Raw genomic sequence first — 23243 nt, forward strand, 5'->3', positions numbered from 1 at the left:
TTATAATTATATCATATATTATAGCAAAATAAAAGGTGAAAATGATGAAAGAGATAAAAATTAATGAAAATGATAACGATCAAAGACTAGATCGATTCCTTGTGAAATTTTTTCCAAACGCGACGAAGTCCTTCCTCATGAAGATGCTTAGGAAGAAAAATATAGTTTTGAATGGCAAAAAGGCGAGTGGTGATGAAAGAGTCATGACTGGTGACGTCATCAAAGTATTTTTCTCGGACGAGACTTTCGAGAAATTTACCGAAGCGCCAAAGAAGTTTAACCCCAACATCATTGACTTGAATATAGTTTATGAGGATGAAAACATTGCCATCATCGATAAAGATGAGGGTGTATTAAGTCATGCCACTAAGGATGGCTTTGAGAAGAACGTTGTCGATAGCTTTATAAAGTATCTCATAGACAAAAAAGAATTCTCTCCTCGCAATGAAAATACTTTTAGACCCGCCCTTGCCAATAGGCTTGACAGGAACACTAAGGGTCTTTTGATTGGCTGCAAAAACTACGAAGCACTTAAAGAGATGACTAAGCTTATCAAAGATAGAAAGATTAATAAGTATTACAAAACCATTGTCAAAGGTAATTTTGATGTGGACGAAACTTTTGAAGTGAATTACGAAAAGAACGAGAAGAAGAATATGATGAAGCTCTCTGATGATGGTGCTGAGATGATCACGCACTTTAGGACCATGGAGATGAAAAACAATTTTACTGAGCTTGAGGTGCTTTTGCTAACTGGCAAGACTCATCAAATACGTTTTCATCTAAAAACGCTTAAGCACCCGATTGTTGGTGACAGGAAGTATGGCGATGCGGCCACTAATGCAAGGCTCGCGCATATAATTAACAATCAGCTTTTGTACTCATACAAAATCGCTTTTCCAGAGCTAGATGGTTTCTTTAGCTATTTATCGAATAAAGACTTTTATGCTAATAGCTGGAGTGCTTATGATAAGGTTAAGGAGGTCTTGTTCAAATGATTACTGTATATGAAACGAATAAAGATGCGAGGAACTTATTTAGTGCGATAGCAATGGATGAGGGCGGCAAAACCATAATCATAACTAAAAATACTGAGTACAAAGACTTCATAGTACAAGAGGGACTAAAGAGGCTTGGCATGCTCATAAACACAAGCGTTCTGAGTATAGACGACTTTTATCTAAGAGAAGCAAAGGGCAATTACAAATTTCTATCTGAGCTTAGTATGCGCCTTATCATTAAGCAAGTGATTGAGATGAACAAGGGCGAGATGCCATTTCTAAACTATCCATCGTATATGGATTTGATTTTCGAAGCGATTAAGGACGCAAGCGCTAATGATATTGACTTATTAGAAAAGGGCGGCGAGTACAAGAAGATTTACGAAGACTACGAAGCGCTTCTTAAGAAGGGCGGCTACCTTGGCATGAATGAAGGCGTTGAGCTTGATGACTTAAAGATAAAAGGCGCAAAGGCCATATACTTTATCGGCTTTAACGAGATTAGTAAAAAGCTAGTCCACTTGATTGAGATGGAAAAAAAATTTGATAAAAATGTAAAAATTTTTATAGAAGAGGACTTTGCTTCGGATGAACTAGTCACTTACTTAAAAGAAAATGCAAATGAATTTTATCTTGATGATGAAGGCGACAGTCATTTTGAAAAAATTTCGAAAAATTTATTTAATGAAGAAATTACCCACACAGCTGGAATAAATTTTGTGCGTGCGGACTCAATTGAGGCCGAGCTTGACTATGCCTTAACTGATATTAAGGAAAAGGTATTTAAGGACGGCTACGCTTATGCTGATGCTCTTATCTACATTATGGATAAATCAGAGGAAAGGGCTTTAACAGATATGCTAAGCGCCTACGAGATACCCGTGAACAAGAACAGTGTATTTCACTTAAGGGATTTAGTTTGGCAAGATAAATTATTGTCTGATATAGCTGCGAGCGAAAGCCTTATGTCAAGCACTAGTGATATTCCGGGCGAATGCCATATGCCGGGCGAATGCCATATGACGAGCATTAGTGATATGCCGGGCGAATGCCATATGTCGGGCGGATGCCATATGTCGGGCGAATCGATTTTTGAACTGATTAAAACTTACAAGGCTGATGAAATGCTCTTAGATAAGTTTAAAAAAATAATCGCCGCAATCGAAGATATCTATGGCAAGGCCATTAGCAAAGAGAAGTGGATCGAGCTACTCAAATTAGCATTTAAATATGAAGTTTACAGAGAAAAGGACAGACTTCCTTTTGGCGTATCGATATACTCAGCTGACTTTGATACGCTAAGGCACTATAAACTGATTTACATAATCGGCATGAACATGGATAGCTTTCCAAAGAGCATGAGCGAAAACTTTTTGCTTGACAATATTTACGCAGAGACTGGCTTTGACAAGAAAGAAAAGATGTCGAGGCTATCGAAGAACTTGATGAAAAAACTTTTTAAGGCAGCTGATGAAAAAATCACTATGACTTACTCGGCAAGAACAAGTTCGGACGCAGATCAAGGCGCCTCATCCTTCTTTAATGAGTTTCATATTGACGAGTGGATAAGCGTGAAGAGCCTTGGCGCTATCGAGAAGAGCGCCTCACTTGCTACGAGCGATGAACAAAAGAAATTCATTAGCGCTTACAAAAATATTGGCCCAGCGAAGTTCATTAACTACGACGAAATCAATAAGCTTAGGGCAGAGGGCGTCATCTCGAAGTATAACGGTAAGCTTGAGAGCTACTCAGCCATGAGCGTCGTTGACGATTTTGTGAAAAATAAATTAACTGTATCGTTTTTAGAGACTTTCAAGACCTGTCCATATGCGGCGCTCCTTGGCTATATCTATGGCATAGAGCCCGCCGAGGTCGATATGAAGGCGAGAAACATCGGGACTTACATGCATAAAGTTTTGGAGCTTTATTACAGAAACTTTATCGGGAAAAAGGTCATCTATGATGAGGCTCTTTTAGTTAGGACCATGAATATGATTAAAAAAACTAATGAATACGCTGATGTTTATGGCTTTGAACTTGAAAATATCGAGAGCTATATCAAGGACTTTATCGTCTTTGATGAAGAGCGAATGAAAAATTCGAATTATATCGTAAAAGAAGTAGAAAAGATGATCATTATTGACGTAGATGGTTATAAGATTAAGGGCAAGATCGATAGGGTCGACGAGGATACTTTGTCTGGCAAGATCCTTGTACTTGACTACAAAAAGAGCAATTACATCAATAAAGATAGTCTTCAGCTATCGGCCTATGCACTCTACTATAAGCCAAGTGGGGTGGATATTGACGCGGCCTTCATTACTATGACTAAGCTTAATGGCAAGCTTGATATTAAAAAGGCTGATGCCGATGCTTGCGAAGAAGAGATAAGGTCTTTAATTGAAAAGCTTAAGACTTATAGCTTTAATATCATTGACGAGGCAAGTAAAGAAAAATGCCTAGCCTTTTGTGATTATAGATGCATGTGCAAGAAGGGGAGAGAGTAATGAACTTAAATGAAAAGCAGCAATTAGCTGTAGATACAATAGATAAGAACGTTTTGCTCGACGCCTCGGCCGGAACTGGTAAGACCACTGTCCTTGTCAATAGATTTGTAAATATCCTAGAAAAGGGCGACTTTTCACGAATAAGGCCTGACGAAGTGCTTTCATCGATAGTTGCCATCACATTTACAAAGAAGGCCAGTAACGAGCTTAAGGAGAGGGTAGCAAAGCTTATCTACGAGAAGGCAAAGACTGATGAGAGCTTCAAGAGCTACTACAATAATATGCCCTCAGCAAATGTTTCGACCGTTCATCAATTTGCCTTCAAGATGCTAAAGGCCTTTCCTTTACTTGCAAATATTGATCCGCGCGCAAAAGTCATTGAAGAGGACGAAGCGGATGAGCTACTTGATAGAGCAGTGAGAGAGGCGCTTGATGAGAAAAATTACGAAGAGCTATTCAAGGCACTTGATAAGAACTACGACGATAATTTTCTTAATAGCTTTAAGAGCATAATTAATAAGACTAGGGGCATGGACATTGCTGAGCTGCGCTCAAACACATTGAATTATGTAGGCTCTATATATGATGAAGATAGTATAAGAACTGCTCTTAGTAAGATGTGTGATGCCATTAATGAAGTGAGGGACGATTTAAAAGAAAATTCAAAGCTATATGGCGTTATCGATAAACATAAAGACTCTTTAGACGCTTTAAGCGATATGCCGATAGAGCAGCTTGATTTAAATCTGCTTAATGATTTTGCTTATAATATCGGTGTAAACGCAAAAAAGAAAGAGTACTACGATGCCATCATAGAAAGCGCTTCTTATGTACTTAAAGCTCTTGAAGCGGGTATGCTTAGTCGCTACGAAGTCTTCTTCACTCTATTAGAAAGCGCTCACAAAAAGTACAAGAGCTTTAAAGAGAAAGAGGCGGCACTTGATTTTAACGATTTAGAGATTCTTTTTAGAGACCTTCTTAAGCACGATGAAGTGCGCGAGACGCTTCAAAATAAGCTTAGCTACATCATGGTCGATGAGTTTCAAGATACGTCGCCAATACAAAAGGAAATTTATTATCTGCTTAACGAGGCGCTTGGTGGAGACAGGCTCTTCGTCGTTGGTGACTTTAAGCAGTCCATCTACGCATTTAGAGGCGCGGACGTGAGTCTATATCAATCAGTTAAGGAAGACTTCTTAAATGATACTAGGTCCACAGCCATAAGCATGAACGAAAATTATAGGACTGGCGAAAAAATTATTTCGAGCGTGAATAAACTATTTGCGGACGAGATACATGACTACGAAGATTTAATTTTTAAGGGCGATATTAATAATAGTGAAGTAATAAGCATCAAATACATTGAGAAAAACGATAGAGAGCTCGAAGGGGCTGCCATTGCCAACAAGATTATGGACTTGCATGCGCAAGGAACCTCTTTTGGCGACATAGTTATCTTGGTGCGTGCCAATAGAGACTCGGCTGCCATAGAAAAGGCGCTAAAGAGGTCGAAGGTGCCTGTATATAACACGGCGAATAAGGCACTGAACGAGCGCGATGAAATGGAAGACATATATAACTTTATTCACTATCTTAAATATGAGGATGAACTTTCATTAATTGCCTTGCTTAGATCGAACTTCTATGCCATCGATGACGATGAAATATTTTTAGCAAAGGATAGAGATGGCTTTAAATATTACAAGGAAGAGCTTGAAAAGTACGTGCAAATGAAGGACGAGCAAAGGCTTGATGAGGTATTAAAAGCCTTCTTTGATGAGACTCATTATATTGAGAAGCTACTTATAAGGAAGAGAGGCGCCCAAGCCTACACTAATGTCCGCAGCTTTTTAGATAGGATAAGCGCTTACTATGAGATGGGCGAAACGAATTTTGAGGCACTAGCAGATAAGCTACTTATGCTACGCGAGAAAGGCGCGCCAGAGCCATCATACATCAGCGAAAGAGACGATATAGTAAGGATCATGACCATACACAAGGCAAAAGGTTTTGAGGCTAAGGTCGTTATCTGCGCGCAAATGGCTTTTAAAAGATCTCCAGATATTCTTTTTGCAAGACTTGCTGATGATAAAATCTTTTTAAGATTTAAAGATCTTTACTCGAATTTCAAAGAGGCGCAAGCAAATGACAAGGACTTATATGAAGAAGAAAAGATAAGGAACCTATATGTAATGCTAACGAGAGCGAAGGAGCAGCTCATCGTTTATAAGACTGGCGGTAAGAGCGGTTTTATTCCATATATAGATAAGCTCGACGCTATAAGTGAAGAGCCTGACTTTACTGAAAGAGAACTCTCTATAGATAAAGAAGAAATAACTATGAGCGACGAGGACCTTATTACGAGAGAAGGGATTAAGTGGAAGAGCCCATATGCACCATTGCCATCGAGTGCTGCATACGCATATGACTTCGGCGCAAATACATTTAAGGTCTATGATGATGAGCGTGACCTTATCGAAGGAGCTAGTAATGACAATAAAAATCTTGGCTCAGCGGCTCACAGATTTTGTGAGGCGTATGAGGGCAAGGACTTTGATGAGGTCTTAAGAGAGACGGCAGAGTGCTATAAGCTTAGCGAAAAGCAAAGGGAAGTCTTAATGATATGCGCGAAAAACTATGAAAAGTTTTACAAAACAGTTACAAATGCCAAAACATATAAAGAATTCGAGTATTATTATACTAAAGATGATATAATATACACAGGAGTTATTGATAGAGTGGATGTATACGATGACCACGCCCTAATAATCGACTACAAAGTTACTAGCCTTGACGAGACAAGCGCCAAGAGCATATATGCTAGCCAAATGGCAATGTATATGGAGGCTGCGAGGACTATATTCAAAAAAGAGGCGAGAGCAAAGTTATTCCTTCTATCAAGAGATAAATTAATCGATATGGAGTAGATTATATGAGTTACAGAGTACTATTAGTCGAAGACGAAGCGGCTATAAGAAAGTTTGTTAAGATAAATTTAGAGAAGGAGGGCTACCTTGTCAGCGACTTTCCAAGCGCTGAGGAGGCGCTTGAAGCGTGCAAAATGCAAAGCTTTGAGATAGCAGTCCTTGATATAATGCTTGAGAAGATGGATGGAGTGACGCTACTAAAGATACTTAGGGAAGTTTATCCACACATGGCCATCATCATGCTGACTGCAAAGAGCGAGGACATTGACAAGATAAACGCCTTTGAATCAGGCGCCGACGATTACTTGTCAAAGCCATTTAACCCGAAAGAACTTATTTTAAGGATCAAGTCCATTAGCAGAAGACTTATCACAGACAATAAGAGGGAAGAGAATGAAATCGTTCTTGGCAAGTTTAGAATTGATCTTAACTTAAAAGATTTTTATGTCGATGGCAATTTAATTGAGCTAACGCCAACTGAGTTTGGCATAATTAAGTATCTAATTGAAAATGCAAATACGCTTGTGAAGAGAAAGGATATAGTCAAAACCGTTTGGGGCTACGACTACCTAATGGATACTAAGCTTGTCGACGTCAATATATCTAGACTTAGAAAGAAGATAGAGAAGGATCCATCAAATCCTGAACATTTAAAAACTATTTGGGGAGAGGGATTTACGTTTGAATACAAAGAATAGCTTGAAGAAGAGCTTGATGCAAAACTTCATCTTGCTTGTCTTTATCTCGCTTGTGCTGATAAATATATTCAGTTCATATATGTTCAAGAGATTTTACTATAAGCAAACCATAAAGAACGCGAAAGATACTTTGGATATGTATGTCGATTACGACAAGAAGTTTTACGGCTTTACAAGCAATGACAAGATAAAGGAAGCGATTAACCAGCATCCAAACCTCTTCTACAACAATATCGATCAAAGGCTTGAGATCTTGGACATTGACGGCACTGTACTATTTGACTCGGAAGGATATAAGTACACTGCCGTTCCAGAGATTGATGCTCTTATTAGTAATGGCAGTGCGACATGGATAGGACGTGACTCGGCTAGCGGCGAGAGAGTCCTAACTGTTAGTACGGCTGTCAAGCATAATGAGGAGCCTATATATTATTTAAGATTATTTTTCGGCTTAGGGCAAGTTGATGATTTTACTAGTAAACTATCTATCATCATAGCGGCAATAAGCCTTTTAGTCTTGTTTTTATGTATTATTATTTCTAATTTTATAAGTGATTCTATCGTTAATCCAATTAAGTATTTAACAAGGATAGCTAGGCGCATGTCTAAGGGCAATTACAAGGAGAAGTCCAAGCTTGATTTGAAAAATGAAATAGGTGAGCTATCAAACGCCATGAACACGCTATCAGACGAGATTATCAAGCATGACGAGCTTAAGAATGAGTTCATCGCAAACATCTCTCATGAGCTAAGAACGCCGCTTACATCATTAACTGGATGGGCATATACGCTTAAAGACGGCGACCTCGATGAAGAGACGACAGAGCTTGCTCATGACATTTTGATTAGCGAGAGCGAAAGACTTAGCTCATTACTAGAAGAGTTACTTGATTTTTCAAGACTTATCTCAGGAAAGATCTCACTTAATAAAGATTATTTCGATTTAAAAATCTGTGTTGAGAACATTACTAAGCAAGTATTTCCAAAGCTAGAGAAGAACAAGGAGAGAATCGAGCTTAATGTCTCTGACGCCTCCTACATTTATTATGGCGATGAAAATAGGATCAAGCAGGTCATGATTAATCTTCTTGATAATGCAGTTAAGTTCAATAAAGAGCATGGTCTTATCACCATAAATCTATATCAAGATAAGGATAATTTCTTTATCGAGGTCATAGATGAAGGCGTCGGCATTGATGATGACGAGATCAAATACATTTTCGAAAAGTTTTATGCAGGCAAAAAATCTAAGTCACATACGGGCGTTGGCCTTGCCATAGTCAAGGAGATAGTGGAGCTTCATAAGGGAAGCGTGGGCGTTGAGTCAAAGCCGGGCGAAGGTACTAAGTTTATTGTAAGGCTAGCAAAGGAGATTAAAGATGAAAAAGATTCTTAGCTTGATAAGCCTAGTAATATTGGCCTTGCTGCTCACTTCATGTGCGCCAAAAAATACAGTAGCAAACCCAGACTTATATGGCGTATGGCAAGTAAAAGAGATAAAGGACGTCGAAGAAAAGCAAAAAGAGGTCGACGCGGCACTTAGGGTAGACGACTACATCTACATCAGTGACGATGACTACATTATAGGTAACGACGTTATCAAAGACGCCAAAACTAAATATAGAAAAGTATCTTTGAAGGACTATCTATTCTTTAATTACAAGATAGAGCTTAATGATACGGGTGGCCTTGATGCAGATGTTTACTCAATCTACGAAGATGATAGCTTCAGATACGACCTCATCATAAGTGAGGACAAGATGATGATTAAGCTAGGCAAGTACCTTTACACGCTTACTAAGACTGACAAGGCACTTGATGAAGTGCATATGAAGGAGCTAGTTGCTCTTGTTGATAGCACTGAAGCTGATGCTAGTGAAGCTGTAGATGAGAATATAGGCTTTTTACTAGGTCTTAGAGAGGACAAAGACGGTGTATCGACTTATAAGACCATATATATGCAGCCATACAAGGGCGAGGCTTATGAGCTTGATTACCTACTAGTACCAAGGCGCGATGGCTTTGCGAGGATTGAGTGCGCCAAAATTGAAAAGGACGGCGCCTATCAAGAAGACTTCTTAGTTATTAATGATCATGTCAATACATTTGAATCGCTTGTGCTTTATGATGGGCAAAACGAAAAAGCGCTTGATAGGATGAGAAAGATACTCTTCGTTGGCAACGATTATTTCTCATATGAGATAGAGTCAAAGCTTAGGGACAACGGCGACATAGGCATATATTTCTTAGATAATTATAGCCAAAACAATAAAGCCGCTCTCCGTGAACTAATAGATGAGAGCGAAACAGATAATACAAAGACTTATAAGATGGATGAGTTTAAAAACAGCTTAAACGATGCGAGGAACTTAACTGTTGAGAGGAACAATGGCTACTGGATACTTAAGCAGAGGGACTATGACATGAAGTATCCGGGCCTATATAAGGACAGCTACGTCATGAAGAAGCCAAATAAAAATCTTGTGCGCTTCGACGAGCTCTACTTCAATTACGAGACTTTGAAAGAGAAGTTTCCTAAGCTTAAGGATGCCTTTAGTGCGCCAAACAAGTCCATGGTCATGATATATAAGGACAAGACGCTCGCTGCCTACAGTGTATATAGAGACGAGATTATGGACGAGATCTTCTCCATTGACTTAAACTCAAAGATAATAATGAATGAGTGGGCACTTGGCCAATACGGCGATATGTGGAAAGAAAAATTTATCTCGCTTGGTGCGAAGAAGATAAAATAATTAGGCTTGCAAATAGGGCTCATATGTAGTATAATTAGTAATCATAGCGAAGGTGAAGTAATGGGTACTATAAAATCAATTTTAGAAAAAATACTTACAGAAGTAAAACCATATATGACAGAGACATCGCTTCTATTCATAGTTGCACTTGTCTTTGCTGTTTTAGTTTTATTTTTGCACATAGCCTTTATTAAGTATAAGTTTGTTAAGTATATACCGACTATAGGCTTAATAATATTTGCTGCTGTAGTTTTATTAAAGGGCAATAAGAGAAGCATATTGCAAGCGTCAATCGTTGATATGAAGCTTGCCATCATATCCTTAACGGCGGCATTTACATCACTCTTTGTAGCTATAGCGATGGGGTCGATGGCGAAGAGGAGAAAGTCAAGGAAGACCAGAGTAAGTACAAAAGCTAAGAGTGAAGAAACAAGTAAATAGAGTAGATCATATAAAAATACAAGAGTAGACAGATTTGCCTACTCTTTTTTTGCGTCTTCTTCTATTAACTTTAATTTAGCTTCTTTCGTAAGCTTTTTAATCGCTGCCTCTCTTTGCATCGCTTCTTCCTTAGTGAGGAAGCTCTCGTAATGAACCAGCTCAAATGGGCCGCGGCCTCTTGTGTACTTCGCGCCCTTACCGCTCCTATGTTTTTTTATGCGCTTATAAATATTATCAGTGTAGCCGGTGTAGATGGAGCCGTCCTTGCACCTAAGCATGTATATATAATAAAGCTTATTCATTATAAATCGACTATGTCCTTTATGTCGGAGTAGTCAAAGCCTCTGCTTATTAAAAAGCGAATGATCTTGTTCTTTCTCTTGTATGGATCAGTCTCGCTCTTAGTCGCTTCGAGCTTTCTCTCGTAAGCCTCTTTAAGCGCTTCATACTCCATATCACTTGCTTCTTCTATCGCTTCTTCAATCTTATCGTCATCGATGCCTCTTTGTTTTAGTTCGTAGACTATCTTTCTCGCGCCTTTGTTCTTAATACGAAAACTATCTTCCACAAAAAATTTTATGTATAAATCGTCATCAACAAGGCCCACTTCTTCTATGTAGTCACATACTTCACTCGTTTCTTCATCGCTGAAGCCTTTCCTGATCAAGTAATCGTAGACATCTTTCTTCGTCTTAATGTTCTTCAAATATTTAATTGCATAGTTATAAGCTTTCTCGTTCATGATACACCTCTATAATTAATTCTAACAGATTAGTAAATATTTTTCAATATCCATAGCAAAAACTATTGATTTGTGATAAAATAAAGGTGAGGTGAAAGCTGTGGACTTTTTTTCAATACTGTCTATGATATTAAAATATATATTCATCATAATTATATATGCCTTCGTTTTTCAAATAGCGAAGATGATTTTTCAAGACATTAAGTCTACTCAAGTCTCGAGGAAGGGCGCTTACTTAATGCTTATCGATGACGAGGAGAAGGACAAGATATATCCAATCAGAGAGAGTTTAAGCGTTGGCCGTGATAGGTACTCGGACATAAGGCTTGACTACAAGTTTGTATCGAAGAACCACTTCATCATCGAAGAGGACGAGGGAGAGTACTACTTAACGGATCTTGATAGTAAGAACGGGACTTATGTCAATGGAACTAAGATCGAGGACGAAGTCATCTTAGAAGACGGCGACATCATTGAGCTTAATGACATTAGATTTGTTTTTGTTAATAGGGAGATATAAATGAAAAAGAAAGTAAACATATCAAGGCCTTTACTATTGGTCTTCATGTTTGTAATACTTGAACTAAGTTTATTCTTCTTTTACAAAGACATGAAACCAACTAAAAATTTTATATATTATACGACTGGCGTACTTGTACTTATCTATTTACTAAATATCTTGCTTATAAAGATATCACCAAAGGCGGACCGCTACTTAAACCTTATAGTCTCAATGCTATTTTCAATAGGGACCTTCGAAATATTAAGGCTTGATGAGGCAAGTGGCTTTAGACAAATCATATGGATAAGTTTAGGCATAGTTGTTTTTTATCTAGCCATCTTCATAATGACGGCAATGAAAAATAAATTTGATAAGATGTTTTTCCTAGTCTTGGCACTCATCTACATACTCTTTATAATAACGCTTGTCTTTGGCAAGACAAAGTATGGGGCGAGAAACTGGATAAGGATAGGCAAGATTAGGTTTCAACCGGGTGAGTTCATCAAGATACTCTATATATTCTTGCAGGCGATTTACTATAAAAATTATAAGCGCTACGCCTCAATCAAGTTTGGTCCAGAGATATTCACACTTATCTCATATAGCTTCATAATGTTTTTCTTCTTGCAAAGGGATCTTGGCTCAGCAGTTATTATCTACGGTATGATGATGTTTAGCGAGTTTGTCTTTGAGAAGAAAAAATATATAAAGTATGTGAATCTGATTTTAGCAGTCGTTATGAGCGTCGTGAGCTACAAGCTATTTAGCCACGTAAGAATAAGGGTACTAAGCTTTATAGATCCATGGGACTATATGGATGGCATCGGCCTTCAAATAACACAGTCGCTCTTCGCCATCAGTTCAGGTGGTTTCATCGGAACAGGCATCGGACTAGGGCTGCCAAACACTATACCCGTTGCAACAAGCGACTTTATCTTCGCAGCTATATGCGAGGAGATGGGTACACTGGTTGGTATCGCAATCATAATGCTATTCATCATGCTAATATCAAGAATGTTTAAGATATCACTAAAGTCGAATGACACATTCTACAAGGCGCTGAGCTTCAACTCGGCGGTATTATTCTCAATTCAGTCGCTACTGATTTTAGGCGGCGTACTTAAGCTAATACCACTGACAGGGGTTACCTTGCCCTTCGTTGCCTATGGAGGCACATCGATCCTCGCGTCTTTCATAGTACTAGCCATGGTGCAGTTTTCAAGCATAGAAGGTGAAGTCGATGGATAGGACGAATAAGAGAATTATTATTTCACTACTAATATTTTTAACGGCATTCTTTGGGATTATAGTCTACTTGACATATTTCCAACTGTTCTTGGCAAAGGACATTAAAAACAATCCTTACAATAGAAGGAATAGGGTCGACGAAGAGAACGTTATTAGAGGAAATATTTACGATAGGAATGGCGTGGTCCTTGCCGAAACAAAGGTAAAAGGCGAAGAAAAGACTAGGGTATATCCATTTGGACAAAGGTACTCGCACGTCATTGGTTATACTAGCAAAAAGTATGGTAAGCAAGGTCTTGAAAGCACCTTTAATGACGTTTTGACAGGCACTGACAAGGACGACTATTTCAAGGACATAAGAAAGATATTTAACGACAGAGCTGGTAAGTCACTAGTTTTGTCTATAGATAACAATTTAGAAGCGCTTATTGAGAAAAATTTTGCTAAGGAAAAAGGCGCCGTCATCGTTATGGACAACAGGACTGGAGAGATACTTGCAATGCACTCAAACCCTGGCTTTAATCCATCCACCATTGACCAAAACTGGGACGACTTTGTTAACTCAAATAATGGCGAGCTCCTAAATAGAGCAACGCAAGGCCTATATCAACCGGGATCGACATTTAAACTTGTTAGTGCTATGGCGATACTTAAGTCAAAGCAGGACCTAAGCTACACAGATACAGGTAAGGAGACAGTTGACTCATATATATTCAAAAACTCTGGCGGCAATAAATATGGTGAGGTCAATCTAAACACTGCCATGAGCAAATCCATTAACACATATTTTATAAATAAAGTTATGAATATGGATAAGGATGAATTTTTTGATACGATTGAAGAGTTTTACATCGATAAGAACTTTGATTTTGATTTGGTTTTTGCTAAGTCAAAGCTAAATAGAGACGCCGGCAAAACTGAGATTGCGTCTGACGCCATTGGCCAAGGCTCGATACTCGTTAGTCCACTCAATATGCTTATGGCGACGAGTGCCATCTGCAAGGAAGGCGTTATGATGAAGCCTTATTTAGTCAAGATGGTCAAGGACAATAAGGGCACTTTGCTTGAATCAACTAAGAGTGAAGTATACAAGACCATAGGCAAGAAAGAGGACGCTGATAAGGTTAAAGCGGCGATGATAGAGACAGCAAGGACTGGAACAGCAAGCTCCTTACAAAGAAAGGGCTTTACAATAGGTGCCAAAACTGGTACTGCTGAGCTTGGTAAGGGTAAGTACAACGCTTGGCTCGTAAGCTTTATCCAGTCTGATAAGCTTGACTACAGTATCTGCGTTGTGAGTGAAGACCAAAGAAAGATGGGCTATCAAATGCAAGGCATTACTAAGATGATAAATGATTATCTAATAAAAAATTATAATAAATAGAAAGGGATGTTAATATGGACGAATTAAAAACAAGAGATCAAATTGACGAACAATTTAAGTGGGATTTGACAAAAATCTTTGAAAGCGATGAAAAGTGGGCTGAAGAATATGATAGCTTCTGCAAAGACTTTACAAAGCTAAGTGACTATGAAGGAAAGCTTGGTGAAAGCGCTAAGACTTTATATGAATTCACTAAGTTAAAATATGATTTAATTCATAGACTTGAATTAATTTATGTTTATGCAAGCTTAAAATTTTCACAAGACACTACAGATACTAAGAGCCAAGAACTTATAGGTAAGGCGCAAAGTGCTGATATTAAGTTCTCAACTAGCTTAGCCTTTGAATCACCTGAAATATTAAAATTAGGAAGAAAGAAGATTGAAGACTTTATTGCTGAAGAAAAAGGCCTTGAAGAGTACAGAAAGACTTTCGAAGACATACTTAGATACGAAGCACACACTTTAAGTGAAAAAGAAGAAGCACTTCTATCTAAAGCAGGTGACCTATATAGCGCACCAGATGACATCTACCAAATGTTCTCATACGCTGATTTAAAATTTGATTCAGTAGCTGATAAAGATGGCAAGATGCATCCACTAAGCCCAGGCGTATTCACTAAGCTATTGTCTTCAGATGATGAAGTATTAAGAAAAAATACATTCAACACATACTATGACAATTACGCTGACCATATCAATATGCTTGCGGCTACATTAAAGGCAGCAGTTAAGAAAAACATTTTCAGAGCTGAAGTAAGAAACTTCAAGAGTGCTAGAGAAGCTGCATTATTCGCGAATGCTGTTGATGAAAAGATCTATGACAATCTAATCGAGTCAGTTCATGACAAGATTCATTACCTTCATAGATACATGAAGCTTAGAAAGAAATACATGGGACTTAAAGAGCAACACATGTATGATATCTACATGCCTATGCTTAGCAGCTTAAAATTTGAAATTGATTATCCAGAAGCAACTGAAATTATAAAAGAAGCAATCGCTCCTCTTGGCAAAGAATATCAAGACATTGCTTATAAGGGATATCATTCAAGATGGGTTGACGTTTATGAAACAAAGGGCAAAAGAGGCGGAGCCTTCTCATCAGGCGTTAAGGGCACTTATCCATACATCTTATTGAATCATAATAAGTCAGTTGACTCACTATTCACATGCTGCCATGAGATGGGGCACTCAATGCACTCATACTTAACAAACACAACTCAACCGATCCAATACGCTAACTACAGCATATTCTTAGCAGAAATCGCTTCAACTATGAATGAAACACTATTAACTCATTACATGATTGACAATGCTAAGACTAAAGAAGAAAAATTATACTTCATAGACAATTATCTTGAATCATTTAGAACTACATTATACAGACAAGCGATGTTTGCTGAATTTGAAAATATTATTCACAAATACGCTCAAGAAGGCGGCACTATAAACGCGGACTTCTTAAACAAGACTTACTACGATTTAAATAAGTTCTACTATGGTGACGATGTAGTTGTTGATGACAAAATCAAGTACGAATGGGCTAGAATACCTCACTTCTACTACAACTTCTACGTATTCCAATACTCAACAGGCATCAGCTGCGCAACTGAATTTGCTAGAAAAGTGCTTTCAAAAGAAGAAGGAGCAGTTGAAAAATATCTTGGCTTCTTGTCAAAGGGCTCAAGCGAGTACCCAATCGACATACTTAAAGAAGCTGGCGTAGATATGACTACTAAGGACCCAATACTAAACAGTTTAGATACATTTAACGAGTTCATGGATAAGTTTGAAGAACTTATGTAGGAGGAACTATGTTCAAGCAAATTAGCGATCTATTAGTAAATTTTAAACTAAGCTACCTTATCGACATCACTATAATCGCGCTAATAATATATCAACTATATAAGCTTGTTAAGCAAACAAGAGCTGAGCAGCTAACCAAAGGCTTCTTGGCCTTGCTTATAGTTACCAAGCTAAGTGAGGTATTCCACTTATATACACTTAGGTGGCTTATCGAAAACCTATTCAATGTAGGTTTAATCGCTTTAGTTGTTGTATTTCAGCCAGAATTGAGACGTGGACTTGAGTATATAGGAAGGATGAAGTTCTTTTCTAAATCCATTTCCGATTTTAAAAAGGAAAATTTTTCAAGAACAGTTAATGAGATAGTTGACGCTTGTCTATCACTATCGAGACAAAAGATAGGCGCGCTTATCGTTATCGAGAGAAAAACTGGTCTTAATGAGATAGTTGATACAGGAACCGATATTGAAGGATATGTATCAAGCGACTTGCTTATCAATATCTTCATACCGAACACACCTCTTCACGATGGGGCGGTTGTCATTAATGGAGATAAGGTAAGAGCCGCTGCATGCTTCTTGCCGCTAACAGATAATCAAAACGTTCCGCGAGAGCTAGGCACAAGACATAGGGCGGCGCTTGGCGTAACTGAAATGAGTGATGCACTTGCAGTTATAGTGTCAGAAGAAACAGGAGCAATATCTACAGCAGAAGAAGGCGTTATCTCAAGATATCTAGATGAGAACACACTTAGAGAGAAACTACTTAGCGTTTATTTACCAGAAAGTAGCGAGGATAAAGCATTATTTAAATGGAGGGCAAAAGATGAAGATCAAGATGAAGAAGTTCAAGATCAAGAACAAGAGTAATATCATTGCAAAGATAGTCTCAGTCATCGTTGCCATCTTCCTTTGGTACTACGTTATGGGACTTGTCAATCCAGAAGAAACAAGGACATATAGAAATATTAACGTAGCATTTAAAAATGTTGAATACCTTAATAACACTAAGCTTGTTAACTTAGGCCCAAATGAGGCAAAAGTTACAGTTCAAGTAAAGGGTAAGAAGAGCGAACTTGATAATATTAACGAAAACAATATCAAGGCAGCCATTGACTTCAGGGGCTACGATGCAGGCCAAGTTAGGATACCTGTCAAAGCCGAAATCATCGGTCAATACAATACGCTTCAAGTCACATCAGTAGGACCAAATGAGGTACTATTTAACCTTGACAGCGTTGAATCATATAAGAAGCCTATAGAGATAAGACAAAAGGGCGAGATAAAAGAAAATCATGCTTTGTCAGATCTATCGATGGACGTTGAAAATGTTGAGCTAACTGGACCAGAAAGCTATTTAGCAAAAGTTGATAAGGTCATAGCCGAGATTGATCTAACTAATAAGGATAAACCATTTACAATATCAAGTAAATTGTATGCAGTTGACATCAAGGACAATCAAATAGACCAAGTGAGTCTATATCCACAAGTGGTTAATATCAATGCACAGATAGATAAGACAAAGTCGGTTAATATAGAGACTGACTTCGTAAGCCATCTGCCAAGCAATTACAAAATTGTAAATATCAAGACTAGTCCACAAAAGATAGTTATTAAAGGGCAAGATGGTCTCGACGCTATCAGTTCGATTAAGACTGAGAAGATAGAGGTTAACGATGCGGTCGAGCCTAAGGAAGGCGAATTAATAGTTAAGCCTATACTTCCTCAAGGCGTTGCTCTTCTTGATGAGAATGTAAATATATCCGTAACATATGAGATAGAAGAAGAGGCTGAAAGAGAAATTAAAGTGCCGCTAGCTAATCTTGAGCTAACAAATCTAAAAGATGACTTAGAGCTAAGCGATACTAATGAAGAATATATCACTTTGACATTAAAGGGATATAAGTCAATTTTGGACAAGATAGACGAAGAGACATTTAAGCTTAAAGCGGATGCGTCAAATGTAACGACTGAAGGTAAGCAGCAATTAAGGCTTGAGCTAGTAAGCGATAGTGAGTATATAGAAATACTTAATAACGCGATTAGCCTAGACTTTGTAAGTAAGAATAATTAATATAAGGAGCTGAGTAAGAGATTACTCAGTTTTCTTTTGCCTATATATAAGAAAGACTTATAATGAACGAGCAAAGTATAAGATTTATTTATGATTAAAATATTGCTTGTATATTTTTAGGGTGGGGTGGTATAATATAGTCAAGAAGAATTTATTTTGCTAAATCATTACAAGGGAGGATCTTATGAAGTACAAGAAATTTTTTATAATCATGTTTATCTTGATACTATGTTCATCGATATCAGCATTACTTGCGCCTATATTCATTCAGCTGTGGAAGGCAAATGGCACGCCGCTTGATACGAAGAAGATAGTATTCATAGTCTTACTTATACTTGCATCAAAACTGCTTACAATACTCTTCACAATATTTAGAGAAAAGTTTGCGAAAGAGTATAATAAAGGCAATTTTATCTCATACATAAAAAACATTTTCAATATGAACTACGATAGCATAATCGAAAAGGGCGCTATGAACCTATTAGAGAGGGCATCAATCTCTGTTAATAGCATCTACTCCTTTATGATGAATGGTTATATACAGATATTCTCTTCGCTTTTAGTTGCCTTAGTATGTTTAATCTTAATCGCAAATGTAAATTTGTATTTAGCCTTGATAATGTTTTTAGCTCTGCCTATAAACTATTTTGGATATAAATTATTAAATAAGAAGCTAAAGAAAAAGTCTGAAGAGATGCAAAAGATGACTGGCATGGGCTTTCAAGAAATACTTTCTTATGTACAAGAGGTTGACTATGTAAAGCAGCTTTCTGATAGATCTGTGATCTACAATAAATTAGAGCCAGCGACTGAAAAAGTTTATGGTAGCATGGCGAGCGTCAACGAGTATGCTCAGTCAATGACAGTAGTTTTAGAAGGCGTTAACGAGATTATAAAAACGCTTCTACTACTAATTGTTGTTTATGATTACATGGCGCATAGCAGTTCCATTTACTCAATCATACTTGTTACTTTAATCTTCCCACTTTACTTTGCCAATGTCTCGACCATAACTAATTCAAATATCGAAAAGAGAAATTTTGATATAGCTAAAGATTTTGAAAAAGAACTAATCGCTAATAAAGAGGCCGATGGAGCTGAAGCAATTGATATGATTAATGATATAGAGCTTGATGTTAGCGGCATAAATATCAAAGACATGAAACTTGATTTTAATGCAAAGGCAAAGCTTAAGAAGGGCGACATAGTTAGGATAAACGGTGCCAATGGTAGCGGCAAGAGCACATTTGCCAAGGGCCTAGTTAAGTTTAGAGACGTTAAAATAATTAAGGTCAATGGCATAGACATAGAGAAGTGCAAGAACGAAGACATAAGAGATCGCATTGAATATGTCGTTCAAAATGCGCCTATAGTTAATGGCTCACTAAGAAAGAACCTTCTACTTGACTTTGATGACGGCAGCCACATTGATTTAAAAGAAAATCAATTCATAAAATCCATACTTGAGAAAAAATCTTTAGATGACGAGATACTTATGGGCGGCTCAAATCTATCTGGAGGAGAAAAGCAAAAGATATCATTTGCAAGGTCCTTACTAAAAAATCCTGACGTACTCGTTTTGGATGAGATATGCTCAAACATTGACAAGGAATCGACGAAAGAGATATACGACTACCTAGATAAGACTAGAGATGAAAGGATATGCTTCATCATTAGTCACGACGACTTGACAAGTGGTCTTATTAATGTTAATATAAATGAGTAGTATGACTCTTATGCAATTGTCATAGAAAATATTTTTGCAAAATCAAAAAAAAGTACTTGACAAATGCTCTGCATGAGTATATACTATATGAGTAAAGAATAATTATCAAGAAGAAAATGCTTTCTCACCTTATAACCGGTTGTTCATAAGGTTAATTAATTGTATTGTACGGGCATTTTTTCATGCCCGTTTTTTTAATGGAGGTGTAAACAATTAAAGAGCTACTAATCAACGAAGAGATTAGAAATCAGAAGATAAGACTTATAGGAGAAGATGGAACACAATATGGTATTGTAGATAACAGCAGGGCTTTAGAGATAGCAGAAGCTGCTAAACTTGACCTTGTAATGGTTTCTCCAAACGCTGATCCTGTTGTTTGTAAGGTTATGGACTACGGTAAATACAGATACGAGCAACAAAAGAAGAACAAGGAAGCAAAGAAGAAACAAAAGGTTATCAATATCAAAGAGATCAGAATGACTCCAAACATTGAAGAACATGACTTAAACGTTAAAGTTAGAACTACACAAAAGTTTATTCAAAATGGAGACAAGGTTAAGGTATCCGTTCGCTTTAGAGGTAGAGAGATGGGACACACTGAGCTTGGAAGAGAAGTTCTTGATCAATTTCTAGAACTATTAGGTCCTGAAGCAATGGTTGAAAAAGCACCAAAGTTAGAAGGTAGAAACATGTCGATGACTGTTATTCAAAATAATAAAAATTAGGAGGAATAGAAATGGCAAAGATGAAAACACACAGAGCGTCTGCAAAGAGATTTAAAAGAACAGCTTCTGGTAAATTAAAAAGATTCAAAGCATACAAAGGACACTTAACAGGAAAGAAATCTGCTAAGAGAGTAAGAAACTTAAGAAAAGGATCATTAGTATCAAAGGGCGATCAAAAGAGAATCGACTCTATGGTAATGTAGTAGGAGGATAAACATGGCTAGAGTAAAAAGAGCAGTAAATGCTAAAAAGAATCATAAAAAAGTTTTAAAACAAGCTAAAGGATATTTTGGCGCAAAGAGCAAGCTATATAGAACTGCTAACGAAGCAGTTATGAAGTCATTAAGCTATGCATATATTGGTAGAAAGAACAGAAAGAGAGACTTCAGAAAACTTTGGATAGCTAGAATCAACGCTGAATGCAGACAAAACGATATGAGCTATAGCAAATTTATCGGTGGTTTAAAGAAATTAAATATTGACATAAACAGAAAAATGCTTTCCGAAATGGCTATTCATGATAAAGAAAGCTTTAAGAATTTAGTTGATATGGCAAAGAATGCTTAAAGTTCTCAATTTTGGGAACTTTTTCTTTTCTATATGGCAAAAATTCTTGATTTGTAGTAAAATAGATATATGGAAATAAGAAAAAAACTATTTAAAGACAAATTGAACCCGCCACAAGTTTTGGCACTGGGTTTTTTATCCTTAATACTTCTAGGTAGCGTACTTCTAAACTTGCCTATAGCCTCATCTAGTGGCAGCCCTATTGGCTATGTAAATAGTCTCTTTACATCAGCTTCAGCTGTGTGCGTAACTGGTCTTACAGTGCTTAATACTGCGAAGGACTTCACGCCTTTTGGTCAAGTCGTTATAATTACACTTATACAATTTGGCGGCCTCGGCATAATGACACTAGCAACGGTCGGCTATATAATCATGGGCAAGAAGATATCGTTCAAGGAAAGACTTATGATTAAGGAGCAACTAAATACTGAATCAATTCAAGGTATAGTCAAGCTAATGAAGAAAGTCATTGGCTATACATTATTTCTTGAGTTTATGGGTTCCTTGCTACTTGCACTTCGCTTTGTGCCAATATTTGGATTAGAAAAGGGCTTAGCCTTTAGCATATTTCACTCGATAAGCGCTTATTGCAACGCAGGTTTTGATATATTTGGAGATTCATTAATTAATTTTCAAAATGACTACTATGTCTTATTAATACTATCATTATTAATTGTATTAGGCGGACTAGGCTTCACTGTCTATGCGGATTTACTAGCAAAGGACAAGCTAAGAAAGTTAACGCTCCACTCTAAAGTAGTACTTATCATGACTGGATCACTTTTAGCAATAGGTACAATAAGCTTTTTGCTATTTGAAAGAACAAATCCAGGCACTTTAGGCACAATGAATTTCCCAACAAAGCTAGCAAACTCAATCTTCCAAAGCGTTTCACCAAGAACAGCGGGCTTCTACTCAGTAGATATGTCAAGAATCAGGGAGACTACTATATTCTCAATGATTATGCTTATGTTTATAGGTGGATCGCCAGGATCAACAGCTGGTGGTGTTAAGACAACAACATTTGCTTGTCTAGTACTGACAACCATATCCGTAGTAAAAGGCGAGGAAGATGTTAACTGCTTGAAGAGAAGACTACCATTCGAAACGATCAAGAGAGCTGTATCGATATTTTTAATTGGTTTAGCTATAGTTTTTTCAACAGCAATCATACTAACTATTACTGATAGCTCTTTCAAGTTTATCAATCTGCTTTTTGAATCAACATCGGCCTTTGGTACCGTTGGCTTGACTACGGGCATAACTGATAAGCTTAGCACTCTTGGCAGGCTTGTAATCACTCTAACTATGTATATAGGTAGGGTTGGACCACTTACTATGGCATACGCTTTTGCTAAGAGAAACAGGAAGAGAGACTTTAGAAACGCACCAGGCAACCTAATGGTTGGATAGGAGGATATATGAAATCATTTGTAATAATTGGACTTGGAAGATTTGGTATGGCACTTTCAAAGGAGCTTTCAAGGATAGGCCACGAGGTCTTAGCGATTGACTATGACCCAGCCTTAATAAGTGAAGTAGCTGACTATGTTACTCACGCTGTTGAAGCTGACGCAAAAAATGAGATGGCACTTAAGGAGATAGGTTTATCTAACTTTGATGTTGCCGTTATAAGCATAGGCTCTGACCTTGAAGCGAGCATCATAGCTACACTTACTTGTAAAGAGCTTGGCATTAAGACAATAATTGCCAAGGCTACTAGCGAGTCACATGGTAAAGTACTATCAAAGATAGGTGCAAACAAGATTATATTCCCAGAAAGAGATATGGGTACAAGGCTTGCACACAACTTAACATTCAAAAACATCATTGATTACATCGAGCTTTCTAGCGATTACTCCATCGCCGAAGTAAAGATACTTAAGTCATGGGTAGGCAAGTCCCTACTTGATCTTAAGTTAAGAAACATTTACGGCGTTAACGTCATTGCTATTAAGAACGATGACAAGATTGATGTGTCACCAAAACCAGATAAGGGTCTTGAACAAGGAGACGTTTTAGTACTTCTTGGTCAAGTTGACGATATAAGTGCCTTGGAAAAGGACTCTCAAAATGAGCAATAGTCTGATTACATCCAAGGACAACAAAATTTATAAGCTAATTAATTCCTTAAAGAA

21 protein-coding genes are annotated in these 23243 nt (G+C 37.5%); 19 read left to right on the forward strand and 2 right to left on the reverse strand.

The genetic code is table 11. The features are described 5' to 3' along the window. Positions 1-44 precede the first annotated feature (44 nt). Genes Q0E71_RS02820 through Q0E71_RS02850 form a run of 7 tightly spaced genes read left to right on the forward strand, consistent with a single transcriptional unit; the run spans position 45 to position 10330 of the window. Positions 45-998 (forward strand): RluA family pseudouridine synthase, encoded by a 954-nt coding sequence (locus tag Q0E71_RS02820; protein WP_294795792.1) that lies wholly within the window; start codon positions 45-47, stop codon positions 996-998. Beyond that, a complete protein-coding gene (locus tag Q0E71_RS02825) occupies positions 995-3508 on the forward strand; it encodes a PD-(D/E)XK nuclease family protein (RefSeq protein ID WP_294795794.1) in 2514 nt (837 codons plus the stop codon). Before Q0E71_RS02820 ends, Q0E71_RS02825 begins: the two co-directional genes overlap by 4 nt. Then, positions 3508-6435, forward strand: a complete 2928-nt coding sequence (locus Q0E71_RS02830; protein WP_294795796.1) for an exodeoxyribonuclease V subunit beta — start codon at positions 3508-3510, stop codon at positions 6433-6435. The genes Q0E71_RS02825 and Q0E71_RS02830 overlap by 1 nt, the downstream gene beginning before the upstream one ends. Before the next feature lie 5 nt (positions 6436-6440). Then, positions 6441-7133 carry a response regulator transcription factor gene (locus Q0E71_RS02835; RefSeq protein WP_294795798.1) on the forward strand — a complete coding sequence of 231 codons (693 nt, stop codon included), beginning with the start codon at positions 6441-6443 and terminating at the stop codon, positions 7131-7133. Further along, positions 7117-8529, forward strand: a complete 1413-nt coding sequence (locus Q0E71_RS02840) for a cell wall metabolism sensor histidine kinase WalK (protein WP_294795800.1) — start codon at positions 7117-7119, stop codon at positions 8527-8529. Before Q0E71_RS02835 ends, Q0E71_RS02840 begins: the two co-directional genes overlap by 17 nt. Further along, positions 8513-9889, forward strand: a complete 1377-nt coding sequence (locus Q0E71_RS02845) for a hypothetical protein (RefSeq protein ID WP_294795802.1) — start codon at positions 8513-8515, stop codon at positions 9887-9889. The genes Q0E71_RS02840 and Q0E71_RS02845 overlap by 17 nt, the downstream gene beginning before the upstream one ends. Positions 9890-9949: 60 nt before the next feature. Then, positions 9950-10330, forward strand: coding sequence for a hypothetical protein (locus Q0E71_RS02850; RefSeq protein WP_294795804.1), 381 nt, complete (start codon positions 9950-9952; stop codon positions 10328-10330). 38 nt (positions 10331-10368) lie between these two features. Here the strand turns inward: Q0E71_RS02850 and Q0E71_RS02855 are convergent, their stop codons facing one another. Both Q0E71_RS02855 and Q0E71_RS02860 read right to left on the reverse strand, forming a co-directional pair. Then, a complete protein-coding gene (locus Q0E71_RS02855; RefSeq protein WP_294795806.1) occupies positions 10369-10632 on the reverse strand; it encodes a GIY-YIG nuclease family protein in 264 nt (87 codons plus the stop codon). Then, positions 10632-11072, reverse strand: coding sequence for a regulatory protein RecX (locus Q0E71_RS02860; RefSeq protein WP_294795808.1), 441 nt, complete (start codon positions 11070-11072; stop codon positions 10632-10634). The genes Q0E71_RS02855 and Q0E71_RS02860 overlap by 1 nt, the downstream gene beginning before the upstream one ends. Before the next feature lie 100 nt (positions 11073-11172). On the opposite strand from Q0E71_RS02860, the gene Q0E71_RS02865 reads away from it, so the two are divergent. From Q0E71_RS02865 to Q0E71_RS02920, 12 genes are all read left to right on the forward strand, one after another. Beyond that, on the forward strand, positions 11173-11592 hold the full coding sequence (locus Q0E71_RS02865) for an FHA domain-containing protein (RefSeq protein WP_294795810.1): 420 nt from the start codon (positions 11173-11175) through the stop codon (positions 11590-11592). Beyond that, complete coding sequence (locus Q0E71_RS02870) at positions 11593-12822, forward strand: FtsW/RodA/SpoVE family cell cycle protein (RefSeq protein ID WP_294795812.1); 1230 nt, start codon at positions 11593-11595, stop codon at positions 12820-12822. Next, the gene (locus Q0E71_RS02875) at positions 12815-14206 is read left to right on the forward strand and encodes a penicillin-binding protein 2 (RefSeq protein WP_294795814.1); all 1392 of its coding nucleotides are present in this window, start codon (positions 12815-12817) and stop codon (positions 14204-14206) included. Before Q0E71_RS02870 ends, Q0E71_RS02875 begins: the two co-directional genes overlap by 8 nt. Positions 14207-14220: 14 nt before the next feature. Further along, a complete protein-coding gene (pepF, locus tag Q0E71_RS02880) occupies positions 14221-16014 on the forward strand; it encodes an oligoendopeptidase F (RefSeq protein WP_294795816.1) in 1794 nt (597 codons plus the stop codon). 8 nt (positions 16015-16022) lie between these two features. After that, positions 16023-16883 carry a diadenylate cyclase CdaA gene (gene cdaA / locus Q0E71_RS02885; RefSeq protein ID WP_294795818.1) on the forward strand — a complete coding sequence of 287 codons (861 nt, stop codon included), beginning with the start codon at positions 16023-16025 and terminating at the stop codon, positions 16881-16883. Beyond that, complete coding sequence (locus Q0E71_RS02890) at positions 16840-18087, forward strand: YbbR-like domain-containing protein (protein WP_294795820.1); 1248 nt, start codon at positions 16840-16842, stop codon at positions 18085-18087. The genes cdaA and Q0E71_RS02890 overlap by 44 nt, the downstream gene beginning before the upstream one ends. A gap of 184 nt (positions 18088-18271) precedes the next feature. Continuing rightward, complete coding sequence (locus Q0E71_RS02895) at positions 18272-19813, forward strand: ABC transporter ATP-binding protein (protein ID WP_294795822.1); 1542 nt, start codon at positions 18272-18274, stop codon at positions 19811-19813. Positions 19814-20040: 227 nt separating this feature from the next. Further along, entirely contained in the window at positions 20041-20538 is a 498-nt protein-coding gene (gene infC / locus Q0E71_RS02900) for a translation initiation factor IF-3 (protein ID WP_367116803.1), read from the forward strand. 11 nt (positions 20539-20549) lie between these two features. Further along, a complete protein-coding gene (rpmI, locus tag Q0E71_RS02905; RefSeq protein WP_019214968.1) occupies positions 20550-20741 on the forward strand; it encodes a 50S ribosomal protein L35 in 192 nt (63 codons plus the stop codon). Between the two features lie 13 nt (positions 20742-20754). Next, positions 20755-21105: a 50S ribosomal protein L20 gene (rplT, locus tag Q0E71_RS02910; RefSeq protein WP_294795825.1), complete on the forward strand. Its 351-nt coding sequence runs from the start codon at positions 20755-20757 to the stop codon at positions 21103-21105. A 69-nt stretch (positions 21106-21174) separates the two neighbouring features. Further along, positions 21175-22518 (forward strand): TrkH family potassium uptake protein, encoded by a 1344-nt coding sequence (locus Q0E71_RS02915; RefSeq protein ID WP_294795827.1) that lies wholly within the window; start codon positions 21175-21177, stop codon positions 22516-22518. A gap of 8 nt (positions 22519-22526) precedes the next feature. Beyond that, on the forward strand, positions 22527-23189 hold the full coding sequence (locus tag Q0E71_RS02920) for a TrkA family potassium uptake protein (protein WP_294795829.1): 663 nt from the start codon (positions 22527-22529) through the stop codon (positions 23187-23189). The last annotated feature ends 54 nt before the right edge of the window (positions 23190-23243 follow it).

Origin of the sequence: uncultured Fenollaria sp. (assembly GCF_934202865.1) — a bacterium.
Lineage (GTDB): Bacteria > Bacillota > Clostridia > Tissierellales > Peptoniphilaceae > Fenollaria.

Bases quoted from the DNA above. Each gene is read 5' to 3' on its own strand.
- Q0E71_RS02820 (WP_294795792.1), top strand. From the start codon at position 45: ATGAAAGAGATAAAAATTAATGAAAATGATAACGATCAAAGACTAGAT.
- Q0E71_RS02825 (WP_294795794.1), top strand. From the start codon at position 995: ATGATTACTGTATATGAAACGAATAAAGATGCGAGGAACTTATTTAGT.
- Q0E71_RS02830 (WP_294795796.1), top strand. From the start codon at position 3,508: ATGAACTTAAATGAAAAGCAGCAATTAGCTGTAGATACAATAGATAAG.
- Q0E71_RS02835 (WP_294795798.1), top strand. From the start codon at position 6,441: ATGAGTTACAGAGTACTATTAGTCGAAGACGAAGCGGCTATAAGAAAG.
- Q0E71_RS02845 (WP_294795802.1), top strand. From the start codon at position 8,513: ATGAAAAAGATTCTTAGCTTGATAAGCCTAGTAATATTGGCCTTGCTG.
- Q0E71_RS02850 (WP_294795804.1), top strand. From the start codon at position 9,950: ATGGGTACTATAAAATCAATTTTAGAAAAAATACTTACAGAAGTAAAA.
- Q0E71_RS02855 (WP_294795806.1), bottom strand. From the start codon at position 10,632: ATGAATAAGCTTTATTATATATACATGCTTAGGTGCAAGGACGGCTCC.
- Q0E71_RS02860 (WP_294795808.1), bottom strand. From the start codon at position 11,072: ATGAACGAGAAAGCTTATAACTATGCAATTAAATATTTGAAGAACATT.
- Q0E71_RS02870 (WP_294795812.1), top strand. From the start codon at position 11,593: ATGAAAAAGAAAGTAAACATATCAAGGCCTTTACTATTGGTCTTCATG.
- Q0E71_RS02875 (WP_294795814.1), top strand. From the start codon at position 12,815: ATGGATAGGACGAATAAGAGAATTATTATTTCACTACTAATATTTTTA.
- pepF (WP_294795816.1), top strand. From the start codon at position 14,221: ATGGACGAATTAAAAACAAGAGATCAAATTGACGAACAATTTAAGTGG.
- cdaA (WP_294795818.1), top strand. From the start codon at position 16,023: ATGTTCAAGCAAATTAGCGATCTATTAGTAAATTTTAAACTAAGCTAC.
- Q0E71_RS02890 (WP_294795820.1), top strand. From the start codon at position 16,840: ATGAAGATCAAGATGAAGAAGTTCAAGATCAAGAACAAGAGTAATATC.
- Q0E71_RS02895 (WP_294795822.1), top strand. From the start codon at position 18,272: ATGAAGTACAAGAAATTTTTTATAATCATGTTTATCTTGATACTATGT.
- rpmI (WP_019214968.1), top strand. From the start codon at position 20,550: ATGGCAAAGATGAAAACACACAGAGCGTCTGCAAAGAGATTTAAAAGA.
- rplT (WP_294795825.1), top strand. From the start codon at position 20,755: ATGGCTAGAGTAAAAAGAGCAGTAAATGCTAAAAAGAATCATAAAAAA.
- Q0E71_RS02915 (WP_294795827.1), top strand. From the start codon at position 21,175: ATGGAAATAAGAAAAAAACTATTTAAAGACAAATTGAACCCGCCACAA.
- Q0E71_RS02920 (WP_294795829.1), top strand. From the start codon at position 22,527: ATGAAATCATTTGTAATAATTGGACTTGGAAGATTTGGTATGGCACTT.